The 21,008-nt window shown below is 64.0% G+C and carries 12 protein-coding genes; 3 read left to right on the forward strand and 9 right to left on the reverse strand.

Annotated features, from left to right (window positions below; genetic code table 11):
• Nucleotides 1-93 precede the first annotated feature (93 nt).
• From pcaB to IAE24_RS10145, 3 genes are read left to right on the forward strand one after another with little or no spacing between them, the layout of a single operon-like run.
• Nucleotides 94-1,476, forward strand: a complete 1,383-nt coding sequence (gene pcaB, locus IAE24_RS10135) for a 3-carboxy-cis,cis-muconate cycloisomerase (protein WP_199960737.1) — start codon at nt 94-96, stop codon at nt 1,474-1,476.
• A 44-nt stretch (nt 1,477-1,520) separates the two neighbouring features.
• Nucleotides 1,521-2,513: a tripartite tricarboxylate transporter substrate-binding protein gene (locus IAE24_RS10140; protein ID WP_099752211.1), complete on the forward strand. Its 993-nt coding sequence runs from the start codon at nt 1,521-1,523 to the stop codon at nt 2,511-2,513.
• A 4-nt stretch (nt 2,514-2,517) separates the two neighbouring features.
• A complete protein-coding gene (locus tag IAE24_RS10145; RefSeq protein ID WP_199960739.1) occupies nt 2,518-3,951 on the forward strand; it encodes a class II fumarate hydratase in 1,434 nt (477 codons plus the stop codon).
• A 5-nt stretch (nt 3,952-3,956) separates the two neighbouring features.
• Here the strand turns inward: IAE24_RS10145 and IAE24_RS10150 are convergent, their stop codons facing one another.
• The 9 genes from IAE24_RS10150 to IAE24_RS10190 form a co-directional block, all read right to left on the reverse strand.
• A complete protein-coding gene (locus IAE24_RS10150) occupies nt 3,957-4,913 on the reverse strand; it encodes a tripartite tricarboxylate transporter substrate binding protein (RefSeq protein WP_012203366.1) in 957 nt (318 codons plus the stop codon).
• A 383-nt stretch (nt 4,914-5,296) separates the two neighbouring features.
• Nucleotides 5,297-7,285 (reverse strand): gamma-glutamyltransferase, encoded by a 1,989-nt coding sequence (gene ggt, locus IAE24_RS10155; RefSeq protein WP_199960740.1) that lies wholly within the window; start codon nt 7,283-7,285, stop codon nt 5,297-5,299.
• Nucleotides 7,286-7,518: 233 nt separating this feature from the next.
• Nucleotides 7,519-7,740 (reverse strand): hypothetical protein, encoded by a 222-nt coding sequence (locus tag IAE24_RS10160; protein WP_199960741.1) that lies wholly within the window; start codon nt 7,738-7,740, stop codon nt 7,519-7,521.
• Nucleotides 7,741-7,804: 64 nt separating this feature from the next.
• A complete protein-coding gene (locus IAE24_RS10165; RefSeq protein ID WP_155294176.1) occupies nt 7,805-8,110 on the reverse strand; it encodes a hypothetical protein in 306 nt (101 codons plus the stop codon).
• 28 nt (nt 8,111-8,138) lie between these two features.
• Nucleotides 8,139-8,621, reverse strand: a complete 483-nt coding sequence (locus IAE24_RS10170) for a hypothetical protein (RefSeq protein ID WP_199960743.1) — start codon at nt 8,619-8,621, stop codon at nt 8,139-8,141.
• 257 nt (nt 8,622-8,878) lie between these two features.
• Nucleotides 8,879-9,280, reverse strand: a complete 402-nt coding sequence (locus IAE24_RS10175; protein ID WP_199960745.1) for a hypothetical protein — start codon at nt 9,278-9,280, stop codon at nt 8,879-8,881.
• A gap of 188 nt (nt 9,281-9,468) precedes the next feature.
• Nucleotides 9,469-9,999, reverse strand: coding sequence for a hypothetical protein (locus IAE24_RS10180; RefSeq protein ID WP_199960746.1), 531 nt, complete (start codon nt 9,997-9,999; stop codon nt 9,469-9,471).
• A gap of 34 nt (nt 10,000-10,033) precedes the next feature.
• Nucleotides 10,034-10,423: a hypothetical protein gene (locus IAE24_RS10185; RefSeq protein ID WP_199960748.1), complete on the reverse strand. Its 390-nt coding sequence runs from the start codon at nt 10,421-10,423 to the stop codon at nt 10,034-10,036.
• Between the two features lie 3 nt (nt 10,424-10,426).
• Nucleotides 10,427-20,800 carry a hemagglutinin repeat-containing protein gene (locus tag IAE24_RS10190; RefSeq protein WP_199960749.1) on the reverse strand — a complete coding sequence of 3,458 codons (10,374 nt, stop codon included), beginning with the start codon at nt 20,798-20,800 and terminating at the stop codon, nt 10,427-10,429.
• Nucleotides 20,801-21,008 lie beyond the last annotated feature (208 nt).

The following is a 21,008-nucleotide window of genomic DNA, read 5'->3' on the forward strand; positions in this document are numbered from 1 at the left end:
GCAGGCCCTCACCCCAGGCAAACCCGGATGTTCGTAATGTACGTACATAAATAAAAATATCGATATGTCCGAACTTAATCGCAATTGCGCACCATGACCCTTCCGTCCTTCACCTCCAGCACCGCCATCGATTCGCTGCTGTTCCGCGACGCCTTCGGCACCCCGGCCATGCGCGCCATCTTCGCCGACAGCGCGCTGGTGTCGCGCTACATCGAGGTCGAGGTCGCGCTGGCGCGCGCCCAGGGCCGCTGCGGCGTGATTCCGGCCGAGGCCGCACACGAGATCGCGCAGCGCTGCAGCCTCGACGCGCTGGACTTCGAGCTGCTGCGCAAGGAAACCGACATTGTCGGCTACCCCATCCTGCCGCTGGTGCACCAGCTGGTGAAACAGTGCGGCGACGCAGGCCGCTACATCCACTGGGGCGCCACCACCCAGGACATCATGGACACGGCCACCGTGCTGCAGGTGCGCGATGCGCTGGACCTGGTCGATGCCGACATCGCCGCGCTGCGCACCATCCTGGCCGACCTGGCAGAACGCCACCGCGACACGCCCATGGCCGGCCGCACGCACCTGCAGCACGCTTTGCCCATCACCTTTGGCTACAAGGCCGCCATCTGGCTGGCCATGTTCGACCGCCATGCCCAGCGCCTGCAGGAACTGCGCCCGCGCGTGCTGGTGGGCCAGTTCGCGGGGGCGGCAGGCACGCTGGCCTCACTGAGCGGCCGGGGCCTGGAAGTGCAGCAATTGCTCATGGAAGAACTGGGCCTGGGCGTGCCCGCCACCACCTGGCATGTGGCGCGCGACGGCCTGGCCGAGGCCGTGAATTTCCTGGCACTGGTCACCGGCTCGCTGGGCAAGATCGCCTACGACGTGATCCTGCTGTCCTCCACCGAGTTCGGCGAGGTGTTCGAGCCCTTCGTCACGGGGCGCGGCGCCAGCAGCACCATGCCGCAAAAGCGCAACGCCATCTCCAGCGAGCTGATGCTGGCCGCCTCCAAGGCCGTGCGCCAGCATGCGGGCCTGATGCTGGACGCCATGGTCCAGGACCTGGAGCGCGCCACCGGCCCCTGGCACGCCGAATGGGTGGCCCTGCCCGAGAGCTTCGTGCTCTCGGCCGGCGCCCTGCACCAGGCGCGCTTCATGCTGGGCGGCCTCATCGTCGATCCCGAACGCATGGCCCGCAACCTGGACATGACCGACGGCCTGATCGTGGCCGAGGCCGTGATGATGGGCCTGGCCCCGCACACGGGCCGCCAGCAGGCGCACGACATCGTCTATGCCGCCTGCCGCAGCGTCAACGCCGAGGGCGGCACGCTGGCCGATGCGCTGGCCCGCCTGCCCGAAGTCACGGCCCATTTCGACCGCGCGGCGCTGCAGCGCCTCACCGACCCGCGCAACTACCTGGGCGAGGCCCCGCAGATGGTGGACCGCGCCCTTGCGCTGTCGCGCGCCCATACAGCCAGCGGCCGCTGACACCCCGGCCCAGGACAGAACACAGCACTACAGGAGACAACACCATGCCTTTCCATCTTCCCCGCCTGCCACGCCTGGCCCTTGCCCTGGCCGCCACCACCTTCGCCCTGGCCGCGCACGCCCAGGGCGGCTACCCCGCCAAGCCGCTGACCTGGATCGTGCCCTTCGCGGCCGGCGGCCCCACGGACGCCATGGCGCGCGACATCGCCCAGCGCACCAGCACCCAGCTGGGCCAGCAGATCATCATCGAGAACGTTCCGGGCGCGGGCGGCACCATCGGCGCGGCCAAGGCGGCGCGCTCGGCGCCCGACGGCTACAGCTTCCTGGTCGGCCACATGGGCTACATGGGCGCGGCGCCGTCGCTGTACAAGAAGCTGGCCTATGACCCGGTCAAGGACTTCGAGGCGGTGTTCCGCTTCCCCGACACGCCGCTGGTGCTGCTGGTGGGCAAGAACTCCCCGTACAAGACGGCCGAGGAGCTGGTGGCCTTCGGCAAGCAGAACCCGGGCCGGCTGAACTTCGGCAACGCGGGCGTGGGATCGACCTCGCACCTGGTGGCGGCGCTGTTCGCCAGCCGCGCGCAGATGGAGATCACCCAGGTGGCCTACAAGGGCGCGGCGCCGGCCATGACCGATGTGATCTCGGGCCAGGTCGATGCCATGTTCGACCAGACCAACACCGCCCTGCCCCAGCTGGCGGGCGAGCGCATCCGCGCCATCGCGCTCACCTCGGACAAGCCCATGCCCCAGTTCCCGGGCGCGGCAGCGCTGGGCCAGAAGCTGCTGCCGGGCTTCGAGACCGCCACCTGGTACGGCATCTACGCGCCCAAGGGCACGCCGCGTGACGTGGTGCAAAAGGTCTACCAGGCCTATACCAAGGCGCTGGCCGACAAGGCCTGGACCGACAGGATGGCCGCCCAGGGCATACGCCTGCTGCCCGCAGATCAATACGCCCCCGAAGCCCTGGCCCGCCACACGGCCGCCGAGGTGGAGCGCTGGCGCAAGGTGGCGGCCGACGCGAGGATCTCGCTGGACTGAGCCCATGGACCAGACACGCACCCAGGCCCAGGCACCGACCCAAGCTCATACCCGCATCGAGCACGATGCCTTCGGCCCCGTCCACATCCCTGCCGACCGACTCTGGGGCGCGCAGACCCAGCGCGCGCTGGAGCTGTTCACCATTGGCGAGGAGCGCTTTCCGCAGGGCCTGTACCGCGCATTCGGGCTGCAGAAGCTGGCGGCAGCGCGTGCCAACCGGCGCCTGGGCGTGCTGGACGACGAGCGCGGCGCGGCCATCGAGGCCGCGGCCACCGAACTGCGCGACGGCCTGCTGGACGCGCATTTCCCGCTGACCATCTGGCAGACGGGCTCGGGCACGCAGACCAACATGAATGCCAACGAGGTCATCGCCAACCGCGCCAACCAGATGCTGGGCCAGCCCCCGGGCACGCGCAGCCCGGTCCACCCCAACGACCATGCCAATGCATCGCAGTCGTCCAACGACAGCTTTCCCACGGTGATGCACCTGGCCACGGCGCTGGAGCTGCGCGACCACCTGCTGCCCGCCCTGGAACAGCTGCAGCAGCGCCTGCAGGAACGCGCCCTGGCCTTTGCCGGCGTGCTCAAGGTGGCGCGCACGCACCTGATGGACGCCGTGCCCATGACGCTGGGCCAGAGCTTCGAGACATTCGCCCACCAGGTGGGCCACGGCATCCACCGGCTGCAGGCCACCCAGCCCCGGCTGTGGAGCCTGGCCCAGGGCGGCACGGCGGCAGGCACGGGGCTCAACGCGCCGGCCGGATTCGACCGGGTCTTCTGCGAGGAGATACAGGCGCTCACGGGCCTGGCGGTCACGCCCAATCCCTGCAAGTTCGAAGGCATGGCCGCGCACGATGCGCTCATCGAGGTCTCGGGCGCGCTCAACGTGGTGGCCGGTTCGCTGGCCAAGATGGCCAATGACATCCGCCTGCTGGGTTCAGGCCCGCGCTGCGGCCTGGGGGAGCTGGTGTTTCCCGACGATGGGCTGAGCTCCTCCATCATGCCGGGCAAGCGCAACCCGACCGTGGCCGAGGTCGTGGTGCAGGCCGCCTACCAGGCCATGGGCCACCACCTCACCGTCACGCTGGCGGGCTCGGCCGGGCACTTCGAGCTCAACGTGGCCAAGCCCGTGCTGATCCACCACCTGCTGCGTGCCATGCGCGCGCTGGGCGACGTCAGCCGCGTGTTTGCCGAGAAGCTGGTGGCAGGCCTGCAGGCACACACCGAGCGGCTGGAGCAGCAGGTCAGCCACTCGCTGCTGCAGGCCACCGCGCTCAACCCGGTGCTGGGCTATGACGCCGTGGCACGCATCACGCGCGAGGCCATGGCGCGCGGCATTGCGCCGCGCGAGGCGGCCGTGGAGCTGGGGCTGGTTACGGCGGCCGAGTACGACCGGCTGGTGGACCTGCGGGCCATGGCCGGGCTGCCGCCCGCGTAGCGGCCTCAATCCTCCAGGCCTATGTTCTGCACGATCTTCTTCTCGTCCTCGAACGCCTTCCTGGCGAACGCCGTGTACTCCTGGCTGCCGCGGAACTGCGTGCGCACGCCGTAGTTGCCGACGACCTGGCGGAAGGCCGGGTCGTCCATGGCGGCCTTGATGGCGGCTTCGAGCTTGCGCACGATCTCGGGCGGCAGGCCGCGCGGCCCGGCGATGCCCAGGGGCGAGGGCACATCGAAGGCATAACCGGCCTCGCGGAACGTGGGCACGTTGGCAAAGGCCTCGGGCCGCACCTCGGAGGCCGAGGCCAGCGCGCGCAGCTTGCCCGAGCTCAGGTACGGCAGCACCGTGTTGGCGTATACGCCGGATTTGATGTGGCCGGCCATCAACGAGTTCAGCGCCTCGGCATCGCCCTTGAAGGGCGCATGCGTGAAGCGTGCGCCCGTGGCCTGCTCCAGCAGCGCCATCACCACGTGGTTGGCCGTGAACTTGCCCGGCGTGCCGTAGTCCACGGCGCCCGGATTCTTCTTGGCGAACTCGACCAGATCCTGCACCGTCTTGAACGGCGAGTCCTGGGGCACGGCCAGCACGAAGTCATAGGTCATGTACGTGGCGATGTAGCTGAGATCGCGCACCGGGTCGTACTGCACCTTCTGGATGTGGGGCTGGCGGAAGATGCTCACGGGCGCCAGCGTCAGGCGGTAGCCATCGGGCTTGGCCGTGCGCATCTCCATCACGCCCATGGACGCGCCTGCGCCGGGCTTGTTCTCGATCACCACGGTCTGCCCCAGCTGCTTGCCCATGCCCTGGGCCAGCGCACGCGCCACCACGTCGGTCACGCCGCCCGCGCCGTAGGGCACGACCAGGCTGATGGGGCGGCTGGGATAGCTGTCCTGCGCCCATGCTGCGCCCGTCATCAGGACCGATGCGCACATCCATGCGCCAAACACTCGTCTTTGCATTTCCATCTTCCTCAGAGGCTCACGACCATCGAACTTGCTGCTGTTCAATTTAGATGGATGCATGCCAACCATGGATTCGGGCAAGCCCGTAGCGTTGGGGCTTGTGGGGAAAACGCGCAGCGTGGGTGCGGGGAGTGGAACTCTATAGCGGAGGGTGACGTGGTTACTTGGTTTGCAGAGTTTGTGGGCTGCTTTTTGTGCGCATCGCGGTGATTGGGGCATGTCTTTGACGTGACAGCTACGGGGCGTATGCCTTCAGAGCGGCTGCCATTCAGGGATGTTTTTTTGTCCCTGCCGGGGGGCAGGCTATGGACCCCATAAAAGAAAAGCGCCACCAGCATCCCTGCCAGCAGCGCCTTCCTCAGCCAATCATCAGACCGAAATCAGCGAACGGTATCGCCCAGAACAAGCCCTTCACGGCGCGGATCAGCCCCACCTTCAAGCTGCGCCTGCCCATTGCGCTGCACCCGCAAGATGGTGCCGATGCCGCTGGACTGCGCACTGATGGACACCACATGGCCCAGGGCACGCAGGCCGCTGACCAGCGGATCGTCGTTGCCGCCATTGGCCGTGTTGATGTTGGGGTGCTCGCCGCCCACGTTGGTGGTCGGGCTGTTGGCCGCGCCGAAGTCCACCAGCGACGTGGCCTGCTGGGCATCCAGACCCCAGTCCAGCGCGCCGACCAGGGTCTTGGTCACGTACTGGATGATGGTGCTGCCGCCCGGCGAGCCGGTGGCCATCTTGAAGTCGCCGGCGGTGCCGTCGGTCTTCAGGTCGAACACCAGCGTTGGCGCCATGGAGCTGCGCGGACGCTTGCCCGGCTGCACGCGGTTGGCGACCGGTCCGTCGGTGGTGCTGGGGATGGCCGCGAAGTCGGTCAGCTGGTTGTTGAGCACGAAGCCGCGCGTGACGTGGAAGGAGCCCATGCTGGACTCCACCGTGGTCGTCATGCTCAGTGCGTTGCCCTTGGCATCGACGATGCTCATGTGCGTGGTGCCGGCCTCCTTGACATCGACCACGCCCTGCGAAGGCGTGCCGAAGTTGCCTGCCTGGGCCGTGCCCATGCTCTTGGTGGTGGAGATCAGGGCGGCGCGCTGGCGCAGGTAGCTCTTGTCCAGCATCAGCGCCGGCGAGCCGCCGGGCAGGGGCACGAAGTCGGTGTCGGCCACGTACTTGTCACGGTCGGCATAGGCCAGGCGCAGGGCTTCGCTGACCAGGTGCACGCCCATCACCGAAGGCTTGCCGCCTTCGCCATCGATGGCCGTGGGCGCATAGGCCTTGAGGTCGAAGTTTTCCAGAATGCCCATGGCCTGTGCCACGGCGATGCCGCCCGACGACGGCGGCGGCATGCTGCAGACCATGTAGCGCGCGCGGTAGGTGGTGCAGACGGCCTCGCGGCGCTTGGCCTCGTAGCTGGCCAGATCCTGCAGCGTGGTCTTGCCGGGGGTGATGGGTGCGCCGTCCGAGACGGTCTGCGTCACGCCCACCTTGCTGACGATGGCCTGGGCCAGGTCGCCACGGTAGAAGGCGTCGGCGCCGCCATTGGCGATGCTGCGCAGCGTGTCGGCATAGGGCTGGTTGACGAACTTGGCGCCCAGCGCCAGCGGCTTGCCCTGGGCATCGAAGTACAGCTTGGCGGCATCGGCGTCGCGCGCCAGTTCCACCTTGGAGCCGTCCAGCGCCGCAGCCATGCGGCCGCTGATGGGAAAGCCCTTGCTGGCCAGGTCGATGCCCGAATTGAACAGTTGGGGCCACGCGGTCTTGCCGTAGTCCTTGTGCGCGAGTTCCAGCATGCGCACCACGCCCGGCGTGCCGATGGAGCGGCCGCTGGCGCGCGCCGAGGGCTTGGGAGCGGTCTGGTCGGCGGTGTCGTCCACGTAGCGCAGGTAGTTTTCCGTGGCGGCGGCCGGCGCGGTCTCGCGGCCGTCATAGGCCACGACCTTGCCCGTGGCTGCATCGCGGTAGAGCATGAAGGCGCCACCGCCGATGCCGCTGGACTGCGGCTCCACCAGGCCCAGCACCATCTGCACGGCCACGGCCGCATCCACGGCCGAGCCGCCGGACTTGAGCACCTCGCAGCCCGCCTTGGACGCCAGCGGGTTGGCCGTGACCACCATGTACTTGGAGGTGTGCAGGGCCTTCTTGCCGAGGCGGTAGCCCGACGAGGGTTCGGGTGCGGCCGGATCACCGGGCAGGCCCGAGCCCACGACCACGCTGCCATCGCCCGAGGTGATGGCACAGGCGGCCAAGTCGTCCTGGCCCAATCCGCCATTGCCGCCGCCTCCGCACGATGCGAAGAACAGCGGCGTGGCGGCCGCAAGGCCAATCCACTGCCATGCAGGCAGGCGTTGCCTGGAAGGGGGTTGCTTCATGAAATGTCTCCTTGTGGTGCGTGGAATGCGTTGATCTTGTTCACCTGGGGCAGCACCCGCCCGCAGGCTTGCCGCGAGCTTACATCCGTTCCACCACCACTTCGCGCAGATGCAGCCACGGGGTTCGGGACGTCCGTCCAGCACCGAGCGACCCGGCATGCATGCAAACTTCATACCAAGCGTGTGCACTGTTTTCGATTTATCTGGGCAAGGGCATGACAACGCCCTTGGGGTCAACTCGCAAACTCGCGGTAGCCGATGACCTCGTTCATGCCGATGCCCGTGAAGCCCTCGATGCACAGCCACCGGCTGTAAGCAACACCGGCGAGCATGGCCGCCTCGGCGGTACTACCGGCAGCGGTCACGTCCAGCACGCGGGCATCGCAGACCCGGTCCTCCTGCTCGAACTGCACGCGGTAGCGCCTGCCTGCTTCAGGCTGAAACCTCAGATACACAGGCCCGCAGCAAACGAAGCTCGTTATGCAGTCTCCCCGAACTCCCACACCAACATTACGCAAGTCACTCGTTTGGTGAAGCACTACTTTTCTTGGTGGCCGTGAGCATTGCCGCTCTCAAATAAAACCAGATACATGAGAGAACTACAAATGCCAGGAAGCCAGAATCTCCTTTTGAACTAATCAAGAGAAAAATACAAAGCACAATGGCTCCCGGCAATAATCCAGCCATCACACCGACCAACACGCATTTCCAGCCCGAAGAATTGTGGACGATATCCATATATTCCGAAGCTACATGAAACCCATGGAACCACGAATAATACAAAACACCCAAAGCGATAGGCACAAGAATATCTAAATCAAACATCGATCAACACTCCCATTTTCAGATCACTTCAAGCTCTAGACACGTCGCTGATATTTTTGACAATGGACTGGTATATATTAATACACCAGATTCCAAGCAAAACAACCTCAACCCCTCCTGTCATCACCACCTGCCCTGCATTTATCCCCATTCCTTTAATGTATGAATAAGTAGTATACGCATAGAAAATCAATGCAATGGGAATCAGAAAAAACATGTGCCTAAGAGTTACCACAAGGCTGATACTAAAGAATCTTGCAGAAAAATCCACACCAGACGACCCTCCATTGGCACGGTAAGAAAAAACAGTTCCACAAAGGACAATAGAAATACTCAAAAAAGAGTCTACATAGTCCCAAAATCCCACTCGATCAGGATGAAGATAGCGAGTAATCTCCATCGCAACAATGCTCAGCAGCACGAAAATCAGGATATAAATAAATACCTGTTTTTCTGATAGCTCGCGATGAATTAAAGCATTCTTGAGATCTTTTATTTTCCAGAAAAACATAAACCCTCCATTAATTTATCATTTAATCCAAATTATTACACAGCAATTACCGGATTAACGACCACTTCCGCCAAGAATGACTTCTGTTAGCAAACGATGGCCCTGGTACTGGAAAATATCGCTCCGCACCGCCAAGTGGTCTGGACGTCTTTGACACACCAAATCCAATATTTATCTAGATCTGCATTAAATACTGGAGAATTTTCATCAAAAAAATTCTTTAGTATTTACTGCGATCCAAAATATTTACACAATAATCATTTCCTATCTTTATCCAGCTCTCTAGCCCAATCAGGATAATATCTATCCTCTTCTTTAAATTTCTCAGCCAACACCGAATTCTCAATAATATTTATCCAGCCATAGATTTCATCGAAGAATTTCAGATCAATTACCTCAAATGAACTATCAGATAAATAATTCAAACTAATCTCACCAAAACAATAGTGAGTATACTCTCCACCTGCAGCCGCAGAATATCTATCGCATATATCTTGCAGATTAAAATTTGGGATATATCCTGTAGCCATCATTTTCAACGGCCGGGAGAATTCCACGGTAAAATTAAGCCCTTTCACCCTACAAACACATGGAATAAATTTATTCTTAATAATACTTTCCATGAAGAAATTTTCCTCAAATTCAATATTTAAAATCATTTAACTCCACTCTTTTCTAGCAGCAATAAAATCGCCAGACAATATTTTATTAAAGCTACAAATCTGGCTAAAATATTGCCATCCAGAAGACAACTGATCCAGTATTTCCACCACCTTTTGCCTGGCACCTTTAGTAGTCACACCATTTACAACAATGGAATGAAGAAGGCTTATGAACACCGTATGAACTACAGCCCCGGCGGACGAGGACAGATCAGCGGCGCGCCGGGTACTTCCCTTGGCTCATCAGGCCTGCTGATATCCACAATACGCAACCCGCACTTGCGCATGCCAGCCCAGACAAAATCCACACGGTAGACGCCATCGGCAGTGGGAGTGAACCGCTTGGTTACCGGCCCACAGGAACCTCTGCTGTACTGGTCTTGCCAGGAGGAAAAGCCTTTGACCTGCACTGGCGCATCTGCGGGCACCGCAGCCTCTCGCACAGTGGGAACGCCGCTGAGTTTGTTGCTCAACGCTGCAATCCAGGGCAGCAGCACGCCCTCGCCTCCATCGCGCACCGATCCTGCGAATTCAAAGCCTTCGCACGCCGTGCTGGCGGAGCTGATGGAAAAGCCTGCCGACATGGGCATACCGGTAGAACGGAAATGCAATGTGGCGTCTTTGGGCTGTGGCGTGTAGTTGCGGCGAGGTTCGATGGCGCAACCGGCCAGCGCAACGGAAAGACATAGGATCAAAAAAGAACGGTCGTCTTTCATGAGATTAATTCGAATTTACTCAAAGCAAATTAAATCAAATCTTGCCTTTATCCAAATCTTTGACCCAATCTGGCAAATCCTCATCAACAACCTCCACTAAAGAAAAATTCTCCAATATTTGGTGCCATCCAGATGTTTGATAAAAAAATCTAAGATCAGATATTTCATAAATATCTTGCGATACCTCTATCAAACTAATCTCCGCAAAAGAATTATGTGTATGTACCCCACCTCCATATGATGGAGCCCTAAGATTTATTTCCTCTTTAGAGAAATCTTTCACAGTACCTACTGCCTCAGGTAATGGAGATAAAAATTCCACAGAAAAATCATTGCCTTTTATTTTACAAATGCAAGGAATATTTTTATTTTTAATAAAATACTCAAACCAACCATTTTTCTCAAATTTAATACATAGCTTCATATTTCACCTCTTATTTCTCGAAACAACGACATCTCCAGAAAAATATCTATTAAAAGTCTCAATGGGACTGAAATATTGCTTCCCATTTGACATCGGATCTCTGATAGCAACCACTCTCGCTCCAGCACTAGTAGTTGTCACCCCATCAACTACCACGAAATGTGAAAATCCAGTAGACTTGTCCTCCATTCGCACTATTACCGGAGTACCATTATTGGTATACCGCGACAAATCATCCGAATCTCTACCTCTCAAAGAAACTGCTTCGACTCCTTTTGATTTAAGAATTTTAGCGACCTCATCTGGAACAATTCCATCGGCCTTGGGGGGATGCGCCTTGATAACAGAATCAATATCAACCGGCTTCCCCATGGTATCCAAAACCATACCACATGAGTTATGCCCACATGTCACAGTTCCTTCACCTTGACCATATACTGCCCGATCTCCATTTCTTGGAAGTGCATCGTCCAGTAAAGGATTACGAGCCTGCCCATTTCCTCCTAGATTTCCAGTACCTTCCGTTCCGTTGGTAACAGATGTTCTTCTCAATTTTCCGATAAGGGCGGTACCGCTCATCAGAACATCAGCAAACTCATTTCCGTTTGATGCCGCCTGCAGTTGCTTGTACGCACTCCAATACTTTGGATCATCGGTTTTGCCATACAAGTACAGCAAATTATCCTGACCCAGCACAGCCAACTGCTTGATATTGTTGTCTGCTGCGTTGATCTGCGCCATCAGGTCAGCTCTGCGCTGGGGATCAGTAGTCGCTCCCAGTTGCTGATATAGCTGATCCTTGTGCTCGGCAAGCCCCGTCACGACTTTGCCAAGGTCTTCTTGAATCACCAGGTTCTGATCCACCGTCGCTGGGGCCAAGCCATCACGGATGACCTCATTGCGCTCGGCGGAGAGCTTGTCCAGCTCGCTCACACGGCCGCACGCTGCCTTGTCGCCCTTCTGGCAGGCGCTCTCGCTGTTGGCCCGTTCCGTGAGCTCCTTGTGGTTGAGGAAGTTGTTCAGCGTGGCATTGGTCGAAGCCGCTGCCCCTGCTGCTCCACCGGCCACGACCCCCACGGCCGTTCCAGCCACGGCAACCAGGGTGTTTCGCGCACCTTCGTCAACGCCCAACTCCTTCAAGGTTTCGTCCAGATGCGCGACAGCCACCTGGCTCAGACCCGCGCCGGCAGCTCCTGCCAATCCACCGCCCGCCGCACCAACCAATGCGTGCAGCGCGACTCGGCCAGCCCCACCTTCTTTCCATTTCTCGATTTCCGCCTCATCACCGTTGGCCATCGCCTCCTTGAGCTTGCTGTCGGCAAAGTCCCCCACCGCCTTGCTCGCACGTGAACCAAACTCCCGCGTGATCTCAATCTGCGCACTGACGCTCTCGCGCACCTTGTCCTTGTCGAAGATGGGCTTGAGGCCCGTCTCCTTGTCCCCCGTGCGCGCACCGCTGTCACCCGCCACGCCGCTGATGCCTGCCTTGGTGGTGCTGCTGGCATTGCCGCTGTCGCTGCCCACGCCGGCACTGCCGCCCGTCAGGCCCTTGCCTGTGTCGAGTGCGGCCTTTTTTTGTTCTTCCGTCTTGGCTGTGCTCTGGTCGCCTGCCTGGAAGCCCACGCTGCCGCCTGCGCTCCAGCCGCTGGCGTCATAGGCCGCGTGGTTTTCAATGTCGCTGGTGGTCAGCTTGCCGCCGGTTTCAAAGCGGTTCTTGCCGTCGTCCATCGCCACCTGGGTGCTGGTGATGGCGCCGCCCTTGAGCGTGGTGTCGCCCTTGACCTTGACGTCAAAGCCACCGTCGCCAGCGCGGATGCCGCTTTGCTCGACCACGCTCTGGTAGTCGCTGTCGATGCGCGTGCGCCCGGCGCTGCCGCCCACGCTGGAGGGGCCGTAGCACAGGGGAGGCACGCACAGGCTGACGTTGAGGCCTGCGCTGCTGCTTTTCTCGTTGTAGGTGCTCTTGTCCTGCAGGCTTTCGATGGCGAGGTTGCCGCCTATGTCGGCCTTGACCGTGTCGGCCACGATGGTGGCGCCCTTGAGCGTGGTGTCGCCGCCGCTTTGCACGCTGGCCGTGCCACCTGCCTTGATGTGGGTGTTGGTGTGGCTGAGGCTTTCACCGCTGCCACTGCCCTTGCCCTGGCTGAGCCCCACATTGACGCTGAAGCCGTTCTTGCTGCCCAGGGTGAAGGCCACGCCCACGCTGGCCGAGCTGCTGCTTTGGCTGTTTTGCTCGGCAAAGCGGTTTTCTGCCGCTTCCAGGACGATGTTGCCCTTGTCCGCAGCCAGGCGTACGTCCTTGGCGGCTTCCACGCTGCTGCCGCGCACATGGACGTCACCCTGGGTGGCCGTGATGCTGACGTTGCCGTCGGCCTTGACCAGGGAGCCTACGGCGCTGTTGACCTGGTATTCGCTGGTGCTGCGGCTGGAGCTTTTGCCCAGGCTGAGGCTGATGCCTACGCTGGTGGCACTGCTGGGGTCTGCGATGAGCTGGCTGGCCTTGCCATAGGTTTCATAGGCCGCCATGCCGGCAGCGGCCGCACCCAGGGCCTGCATCCGGGCATCGCTGGTCTTGCCGGTCGCCCCGGCAATGCGGGCGACCGTCTCGCCGCCTTGCACGACATTGACCACGGGGTTGCTGATGCTGACGCTCAGCCCGCTCTGTTTGGCCCGCATCTCGAACTTGTCGCGCTCGAGCTCGCGCGCCTCGTTGATCTCAACGCTCTTGCCGACGATGTTCACATCACCCTGCGCCAGCACGGCCGAGCCCGTCTGGCGGTACTGGTTGCCGGCCACGATGGAGGCGTTGCCGCCCTGCGCCTGCACGCTGGAGCCGGCCGCGCGCACGCTTTCGTTGCTGCGGTCGATGGTGACGGACTTGGAGCCCAGCGTGATGCCGAAGCCGCCGCCGCTGAACAGGCCCGATTTCTTGGTCTGGCTGTGGCTGGTGGCGGCGGCGCTGTCCTGGCCCGCCAGCAGTTGCACGTCGCGCCCGGCCACCAGGCCCACGTCGCCCTGGCCCACCACGTGCGAGCCGGTCACACTGATGTCGCGCCCGGCCTGCAGGTAGATGTTGTTGGCACTGAGCACGCTGCCTTCGCTGAGGCTGCTGGCGCCTTCCTCCACGGTGTGCGTGCTCTTCTTGCTCAGGAAGCCGCTTTTCTTGCTGTAGGTTTCCTCGAAGCGGCCGTGTTCGGTCTGCTTGTCCTGCAGGTTGACGTCGCGGCTGGCGATGAGGCTGGCGTCGCCCTTGGCGGTGACGGTGGCGCCCTTGAGGGTGATGTCGCCCTTGCCTGCGTCGGCCTTGCCGTTCGCCACGATGCTCAGGTTGCGGCCTGCCTCGATTTCTCCGCCCGACAGGGATTCGCTGCGCTGGAACAGCGCATGGTCGTAGTTCTTGCGGTGCTCTTCCTCCAGGCTGCTGGACTTGTCCACCAGGGCTTCGACGCGCACGCTGGCGCCTTGCACCAGAACGTCCTCACCGGCCTTTATGTGCGAGCCCAGGGCCACCACGTCGCCCTTGGCCCGCAGCGTGACACCGCCTTCGCCGCCATCGATGGTGGTGCCGGTGTGGGTCAGGGTGTCGGTGCGCCGCTGGGTTTCGCCGATCTTGATGCGGATCTCGGGGTTGGTGAGGTTGTTGTCCGCGTCGTAGTGCTGGGCGATGAGGATCTGGTCCTCTTTGGTGTGCGTGCTTTCGGCCTTGGCGGTGGCGCCCAGGCGGATGTCGCCGTCGGCATACAGGCCCGCGCCCTTCTTGCCCTCGACCTTGCTGGCGACCAGGTCGATGTTGCCGCCCGCGTCCAGCACGGTCTTGCCCGCGTCGCTGACGAAGCGGCCATCGGTGGCGGCGATATTGCCGCTGGCCTGCAGGTAGCCGCCGTCATGCGCGACGATGCTGCCGCGGCTGTTGTCGATGTCGCCCTTGAGGGAGGTCAGCAGGGTGCCGGTCTCTATCTTGCCGTCCCGGTTGTCGAGGCCGCCGCCGCTGAGGCTGGTGTAGCCGCCCGCACGGATGCTGGCGCCGAAGTTGTCTATGCCTTCGGCGGCGCGTATGGCCAGGTTGTTGGTGACTTCGAGCTGGCCCCGGTTGATGAACTGGCCGTTGAGGTTGAGTTCCAGATCATTGGCGCTGATGCCGCCCGGCACGATCTGCATCTGCTTCCAGTCGGGCCAGGCCACGCTCTTGCCGCCGCCCAGCAGGGCGGCCACGCCGCCTTCTGGCGTGGCCAGTTCAGGGCGCGAGAGGTCCAGCGGCCTGGAGGTCCGGGGCGGCAGGCCTTCGTCGCCCGGGCCATTGATGTCGCTGCCCTGGCCCTTGGTGTCGCCGGCGCCGATGCTGCCGGGGTCGCCGCCCAGGACCTTGAATTCCTTGGGTGCGTCGGCCTTGTCGGCATCGCCGGTCTTGACGTCGCCCTTGACGGCTTGGCCGTCGGGGCCCTTGGCCACGTCACCGGGCTTGACCTCGCGGTTGCGGGCTTCCACGACCAGGGGCAGGCCCGTGGCGGGATCAATGCCGGGCCGTACGGTGATGGTGCCGCCATTGACGGTGATGGCATCGCCGACGATGGTGCCGGTATCGGGCCCGACCAGAGTGATGGTGGAGCTGCCGCTGCCGGTGTTCAGGCGCGGCACGCTGCGGGCCAGGCCTTCGACGGTGACGATGTCCCCGTCGGCGTTCTTGCCCTCCCAGGTGATGGTCTGGTTCTTCTTGCGCTGCTCGATGCTGCCGCCACCCACGCTGGCATCCGAGGCCTCATTGACCAGGGAGCCGTCGAAGCCGCCGCCGATGTACAGCTGCGCGCGCTGCGCCACGTCGGTGTAGCCGACGACGCGCACGTCCTTGAGGTCGGCCAGCGCGGCCGGGTAGTCGGGCACCTCGTAGGTGCCGTCGCGCACATCGGGCTCGCCACTGCCGCTGCGGGTGCCCGTGGCTTCGTTGTGGATGGAGCCGCTGGCGCTGCCGGCGATGGCAACGCTGCCCTGGTTGCGCAGGGTGCCGGTCCAGGCCACGGAGTTGCCGCCATAGGACCAGCTTTCCGAGGCGCCCACGTTGATGCCGCCCACGTTGAGCTGAAGGTGGCCCAGGGCCAGCAGTTCGTTGCCGGTGGCTCCATAGGCGCCGGCCATGGTGAGGGTGACGTCGCCCAGGCTGCCCACGGTGCCGCCGCTGTTGCTGTAGCCGCCGGACTGGATGTTGAGCTTTCCGCCCGCGACAAGGGTGCCGCCGCTGTTGCTGAAGCCGCCCGTGGTGTTGATGTCGATCTCGCCGGGCGCGCCGCCCTGGCCATAGACCGTGCCCTGGTTGCTGAAACCCGAGCCCTTGATGCGGATGTCCTGGCCCAGCAGGTTGGCACCGTCGCCGTTGCTGACCGCGCCGCTGGCCTGCAGTTGCAGGCCGCCGCTGGCGGCCACCGTGCCGGTGTTGGCAATGCCGCCGGAGCTGGCGGTGAGCTTCGCATCGCCGCTCTTGGCCAGCAGCGTGCCCTGGTTGTCGATGCTGGCGGCGTTGATGGTGACGCTGCTGCCCTGGATCTGGCCGGTCACCCCTTCGGCAGGGGCGCCATTGCTGAAGGCACCGGTCGAGGTGATGTTGACGGCGCCGCCTGCCTGCATCTGCCCGCCCGCGTTCTGCACGGAGGGGCCCGAGATGGTGAGGTCGCCACCGGCCGAGATGATGCCGGTGCTGGCGCCACCACTGGCGCCTGCGGAAGTGTAGGGGTCGTTGACGCTGCGCGTGTTGTTGAGGCTGCCCTGGATATTGACGCTGCTGCCTGCGCTGACCACGCCCTTGTTGGTCATGCTGCCGACGTTGACGGTGAGCGCACCGCCCGCATGCACGGTGCCCGGGTCCTGGCTGTAGCGCCAGTCTTCGGGGGCGGAGCCCGCGCCGCAGCCGCTGGCCGAGACACAGCCGCGCGATTCGGTCAGCCCGTTGTCGAAGCTGCCGCCCGAGATGCTGAGGGAGCCCGAGGACTGGATCTGTCCATCGTTGCCTATGCTGCTGCCGCTGAGGGTGACGTCGCCGCCCGCCAGGGAGCCGCTGTTGGAGATGGAGCCGCCATAGACGCCGAGCGAGCCGCTGGCGCCTATGCTGCCGCTGTTGCTCAGGCTGCCATCTATGCCCACGCTGGAGCCGGAGATGCTGCCCGAGTTGCCGGTGGCGCCCAGGGAGATGCCCTGCGCACCGATCTGGCCGCTGTTGTCCACGGCGGCCATGGTGATGGTGCTGGCGGCAATGTTGCCGCTGTTGCTGGTGCTGCCCGAGACGCCCAGGCTGCCCTGGGCATAGACGCTGCCGCCCTGGTTGCCCAGCGCGCCGTTGATGGTGATGTCGTCGGCCACGACGCTGCCGCTGCTCGACAGGGTGCCGGTGTGGGTGAGCTTGCCGCCCGCCTGGATGGTGCCCTGGCTGCTGGTGCCGCCTGCCGCCTGCAGCGCCATGTCCTGCCCGGCACTGAGTTTGCCCTGGCTGCCCAGGCGCGTGGCGCCCCCGGCCTGGACGGTGAGTTGGCCCGGTGTGACGATGCCGCCGGCTCTGGCCAGGTTGCTGTCGATGTTGCGCGCACGGATGGAGATGTCCTGCTGCGACTGGATCAGGCCTTCGTTGGAGAGATCGCCGCCGGTGTCGATGTCCACCGCCTTGGCGAAGGTCATGTCGCCCCGGTTGCGGATGGCACCGTTGTCCGCCTTGAGCCGGGCCTCGCCCAGGAAGAGGCTGTTGCCTTCAAAGCCCAGGTTCTGCGCCGCATGGGCGTCGAAGTCGCCGGCCACGTCGAGGTTGCCGCCAAAGCCGATGCTGCCAGCCTCGCTGCGGGCGGTGAGCCGGCCTTGCGCGACGGTGGCACCGCCAATGGCAATGTCACCCCGGGACTTCAGTCCCAGGTCCTGTTCGGCAGAGACCTTGCCTGCGATGGCGATGGCGCCGCCGGAGCTGGCAAGCTCACCCTTGCGCAGTTGCAGGTCGCCGCCCACGCGCACGCCGTCCGAGCCCTGCAGGCGCGCATCGCCCAGCGTGGCGAGGCCGCCGCCCACGTCGATGGCACCGGCCTTGGCCTCGATGTCCATGCCGTCGTTGACGCGCAGCTCCTTGCCCACGGCGAAGCCCTGGCCGGCGCTGGCATCGAGCCTGCCGGTGACGCGCATCTGCCCGCCCGCCTTGCCGCCCGAAGTCTCGCCGTAGCTTTGGCCCGCACCGCTTTGCAGGCGTGCATCGCCCAGCACCAGGGTGTCGCCGGCCACGGCAATGCGTCCGCCGGCATTCGCGGCCAGGCCCTGGCCGAAGGCTGCATCTGCACCCACGGTGATGTCCGCGCCAGCGGCGATGTCGGCCGGTCCCTGGACGGTGGCCGCGCCTGCCACCTCGTGGCTGCCTCCCGCACGGGCCTGGTAGGCGCCGCCGGTCTCCAGGCTTTGCAGGCGGATGTTGCCGCCCGCGTCGATCACTGCAGCCTGGCCGTCGGCCGTGCCGGCCACCACCTTGCCGGCCTCGGCATCGGTGCCGGCCTTGAGGCTCAGCGCCCCCGGCGTGGCGATCGTGCCGCTGATGGTGATGGCGCCCGTGCGCGCCGCGGCGTCGATGCCGGCGCCCATCAGGTCGCCCTGGATGCGCAGGGCATCGTCGGCGCGCAGCGTGGCCTGGCCCTGCGCCAGGACGCTGCGGGTGTGGACGGATGCGGCCGCAACGTCAAGATCGGCGCCGGCCTGCAGGCGTTCGGCCTTGAGGGCCTGTGCCGACCGGATGTCCATGGTGCCCATGGCCGCGATGTCGCCCGCCACCGTGATGTCACGGCCTGCGCGCAGTTGCAGGTTCTCGCCGGAAAGCACGGGCCCCTGGACGTCGATCTGGCCTGCGGACAGGGCGGTGATGCCCCGGTTGGCGACCAGCTGGCCCCGGCTGGCAATGCCGCCGTCACCCGCTTCCAGGCGCAGATCGCCGCCAGCCTGCAGGCCCTTGTCCAGGCTGATGGAGCTGCCTGACAGCACCACGTCGCGCCCGGCATAGGCATCGCCGCGCACGGTGGTATCACCCTTGGCGGCAATGCGCGCATCGCGCCCGGCATGCAGTGTTCCATCGACGAGCACATTGCCCGCCGCAGTCACGCCGGCATCGCGCCCGGCCAGCAGGTTGCCCGTTGCAATGCTGCCCGCCGAGGATTCCAGGCGCACATCGCGCGCGGCCTGCGCCTGCTCCAGGGAGATGTTGCCCTGGCTGCGGATGTCGAGGTCTTCGTTGGTGAGGATGGACTTGGCGGTGATGCCTTCGGCGCCGGCGCTCAGGGTGGTGCTGCCTGCCGAGCGCAAGTCGCCTCCCAGCTGGAGCTTCTGGCCTGCCGTCATGTTGACGGCGCCTTGCGACAGCACATCACCGGCAATGCGGATACTGCGGCCCTCGACGGACAGGCCCGCAGCCTCCATGCCCTTGTCGGCGGAGAAGTCGCCGCCCGCACTCCATTGCTGGGAACCGGCCGAGCCCACCTGCCCGCCCAGGCGGATGTCCCCGCCCGCCTTGCCCGTGATGCCGCCGCCCGCAAGGATGTCGCCGTGCGCCGTGAGATTGCCTGCGGCATTGAAGCTGGCCTTGCCGCCCGATGTAACCGGGCCGGCCATGGTCAGGTCGCCACCTGCGCTCAGGCCCAGGTCGCGCCCGGCAGTGATGGCGCCGTCGAACCGGGCGTCGCCCCCGCTGGAAAGATTCGCGCTGCCCGTGACACTGACATCGCCACGCGCATGCAAGGAGTCGCCGACGCGCAGGTTCAGGTCGCCGCCGATGGACAGGCCTTTTTCCGCGCTGCCGAGATCGACCCTGCTGGCGTCCACATTGGTCTCGCCGGCCGAGATGTCACCGTTGATGCCCACGGTGCCCGCCTTCATGCTCAGCGACTGGCCCACGTGGGCGCTGCCTATGAGGTCAACCGACCGAACACCGTCGAGCTGGAAGTTCTCGCCCACCACGCTGCGCCCCGTGACGTCGATGGTGTTGGCAGAGACCGTGGCACTGCGGTTGACCTGCAACTGCCCCGACAGCAGGGCGCCCTGTCCGGCCCGCATGTCCAGGTTGCCCGCGACGGCGGTGGCACCGCCCAGCGATGCGCCCTCGCTCGCGTCGATGGCCAGGTCGCCACCGACCAGCAGCTTGCCGCTCTGGTGGACGTTTCTGCCGCCCAGCGTGGTGGCGCCCGCAACCTGCACGGTGCTTGCGCCAGAACCCATCTGCAGGTCGCCACCCGCACGCGCCTGCAGGCTGCCGGCGGTCACGAGATCGCCGCTCACGGCGATGCCGCCCTGCGCGCTTTGCAGCCGGATGTCGCCCTGCGCCTGAACGGGTCCGTTGAACTGCATGCCATCGCGGCCGCTGACCTGCAGTTGCTTGCCCGCAGAGACTTCTCCAGCAACGCTGACATAGCCATCGCTGTCGATGCGGATGTCCCGTGCCGATGCCAGGGAACCCGTGCTGACGCGGCCGGCGCTCTGGATCTCCACGTCGCGCTGGTAGGCCAGAAGCGGGCCCTGCAGGTTGACGCCCATGCCGGCATCGGTGGAGATGACACGGATCTGGCCTGCGGTCATGGCACCGAGGGCCGTGGCATCGATGGCCAGGGCCCGGCCCGACTGCGCTGGAGCCGGGGTCTGCGGGGACTGCGGCGATTCGGAAGCGGCACGCGCGGAGCCCGGCATGGCAGGCGTCTTGCCTGCCGTCAGGTTGATGCTGGAGATGTCCTGGTTCAGGTAGTGGGCGCGCAGGGGAGCGTCGATGCTCAGCATCTCGCCGATCAGGTCCAGCTGTCCCACCGTGCCTTCGATGCCCGAGCCGCGCACTTCGATGCGGCCACCGGTCACGTCGAAGCCCTGTTTTTTTGCATCCTGGAACGTGCTGCCCAGCCCCCCGGCATCCAGCCAGGTGGGCCGGCCCGTGCTCAGGGTGAGCCGGGGCGTGTTGACCACGCCGCAACCATCGCAGGTGATGCCGTTGGGGTTGGCGATGATGACGGTGGCGGGCGCGCCGAAAACCTCCACCGTGCCCCGCATCTGGCCGGGTGTTCCGGTGACGGTGACCTCGTTGACGATGGTGTTGGCCGCGCGCCCGCCAGACAGATTGGGATTGGCAGCCGCCGTGCCGCCCAGCAACGGCGTGCCACCGATGAGGCTGTTGTTGAGAACGACACCGGACGTTGGCACATCGAAGCGCTCGTACTGGTTGAGCGAGGTTCCGGCCGCATTGGGCGCCGTGATGTTGACCAGGGAACCACCACCCGGCAGCGACTGGATGCCCGGCTGGAAGGCCATCGGCGCGCGCGGGTCGGCAATGGGCCCGCCGAATGGGCCTGCGATGGCCCCGGCCGGCGGCTGCGGCTGGGCCTGCGCGGTGCCAACCATGACCAGTTGCAGTTGAGTCAGCCAGAAAACAGCGGCCATGAACGCCGCTGTGCGCCGGGCCCACCGAGGGGCGCGGTGCGCGGTTCTCGGTTCCTCGGGCACAGGGGAGGACTGTTGGTTGTGCTGGCTCATGGTCGGTGCATGCATGCTGGGCTCCCTCTTCATTTCTCTGTCTTGTCTGTCTCTGTGTTGCTGCTGTCTTGCTGCC

Source organism: Delftia sp. S65 (genome assembly GCF_016516495.1).
GTDB classification, from domain to species: domain Bacteria; phylum Pseudomonadota; class Gammaproteobacteria; order Burkholderiales; family Burkholderiaceae_C; genus Comamonas; species Comamonas acidovorans.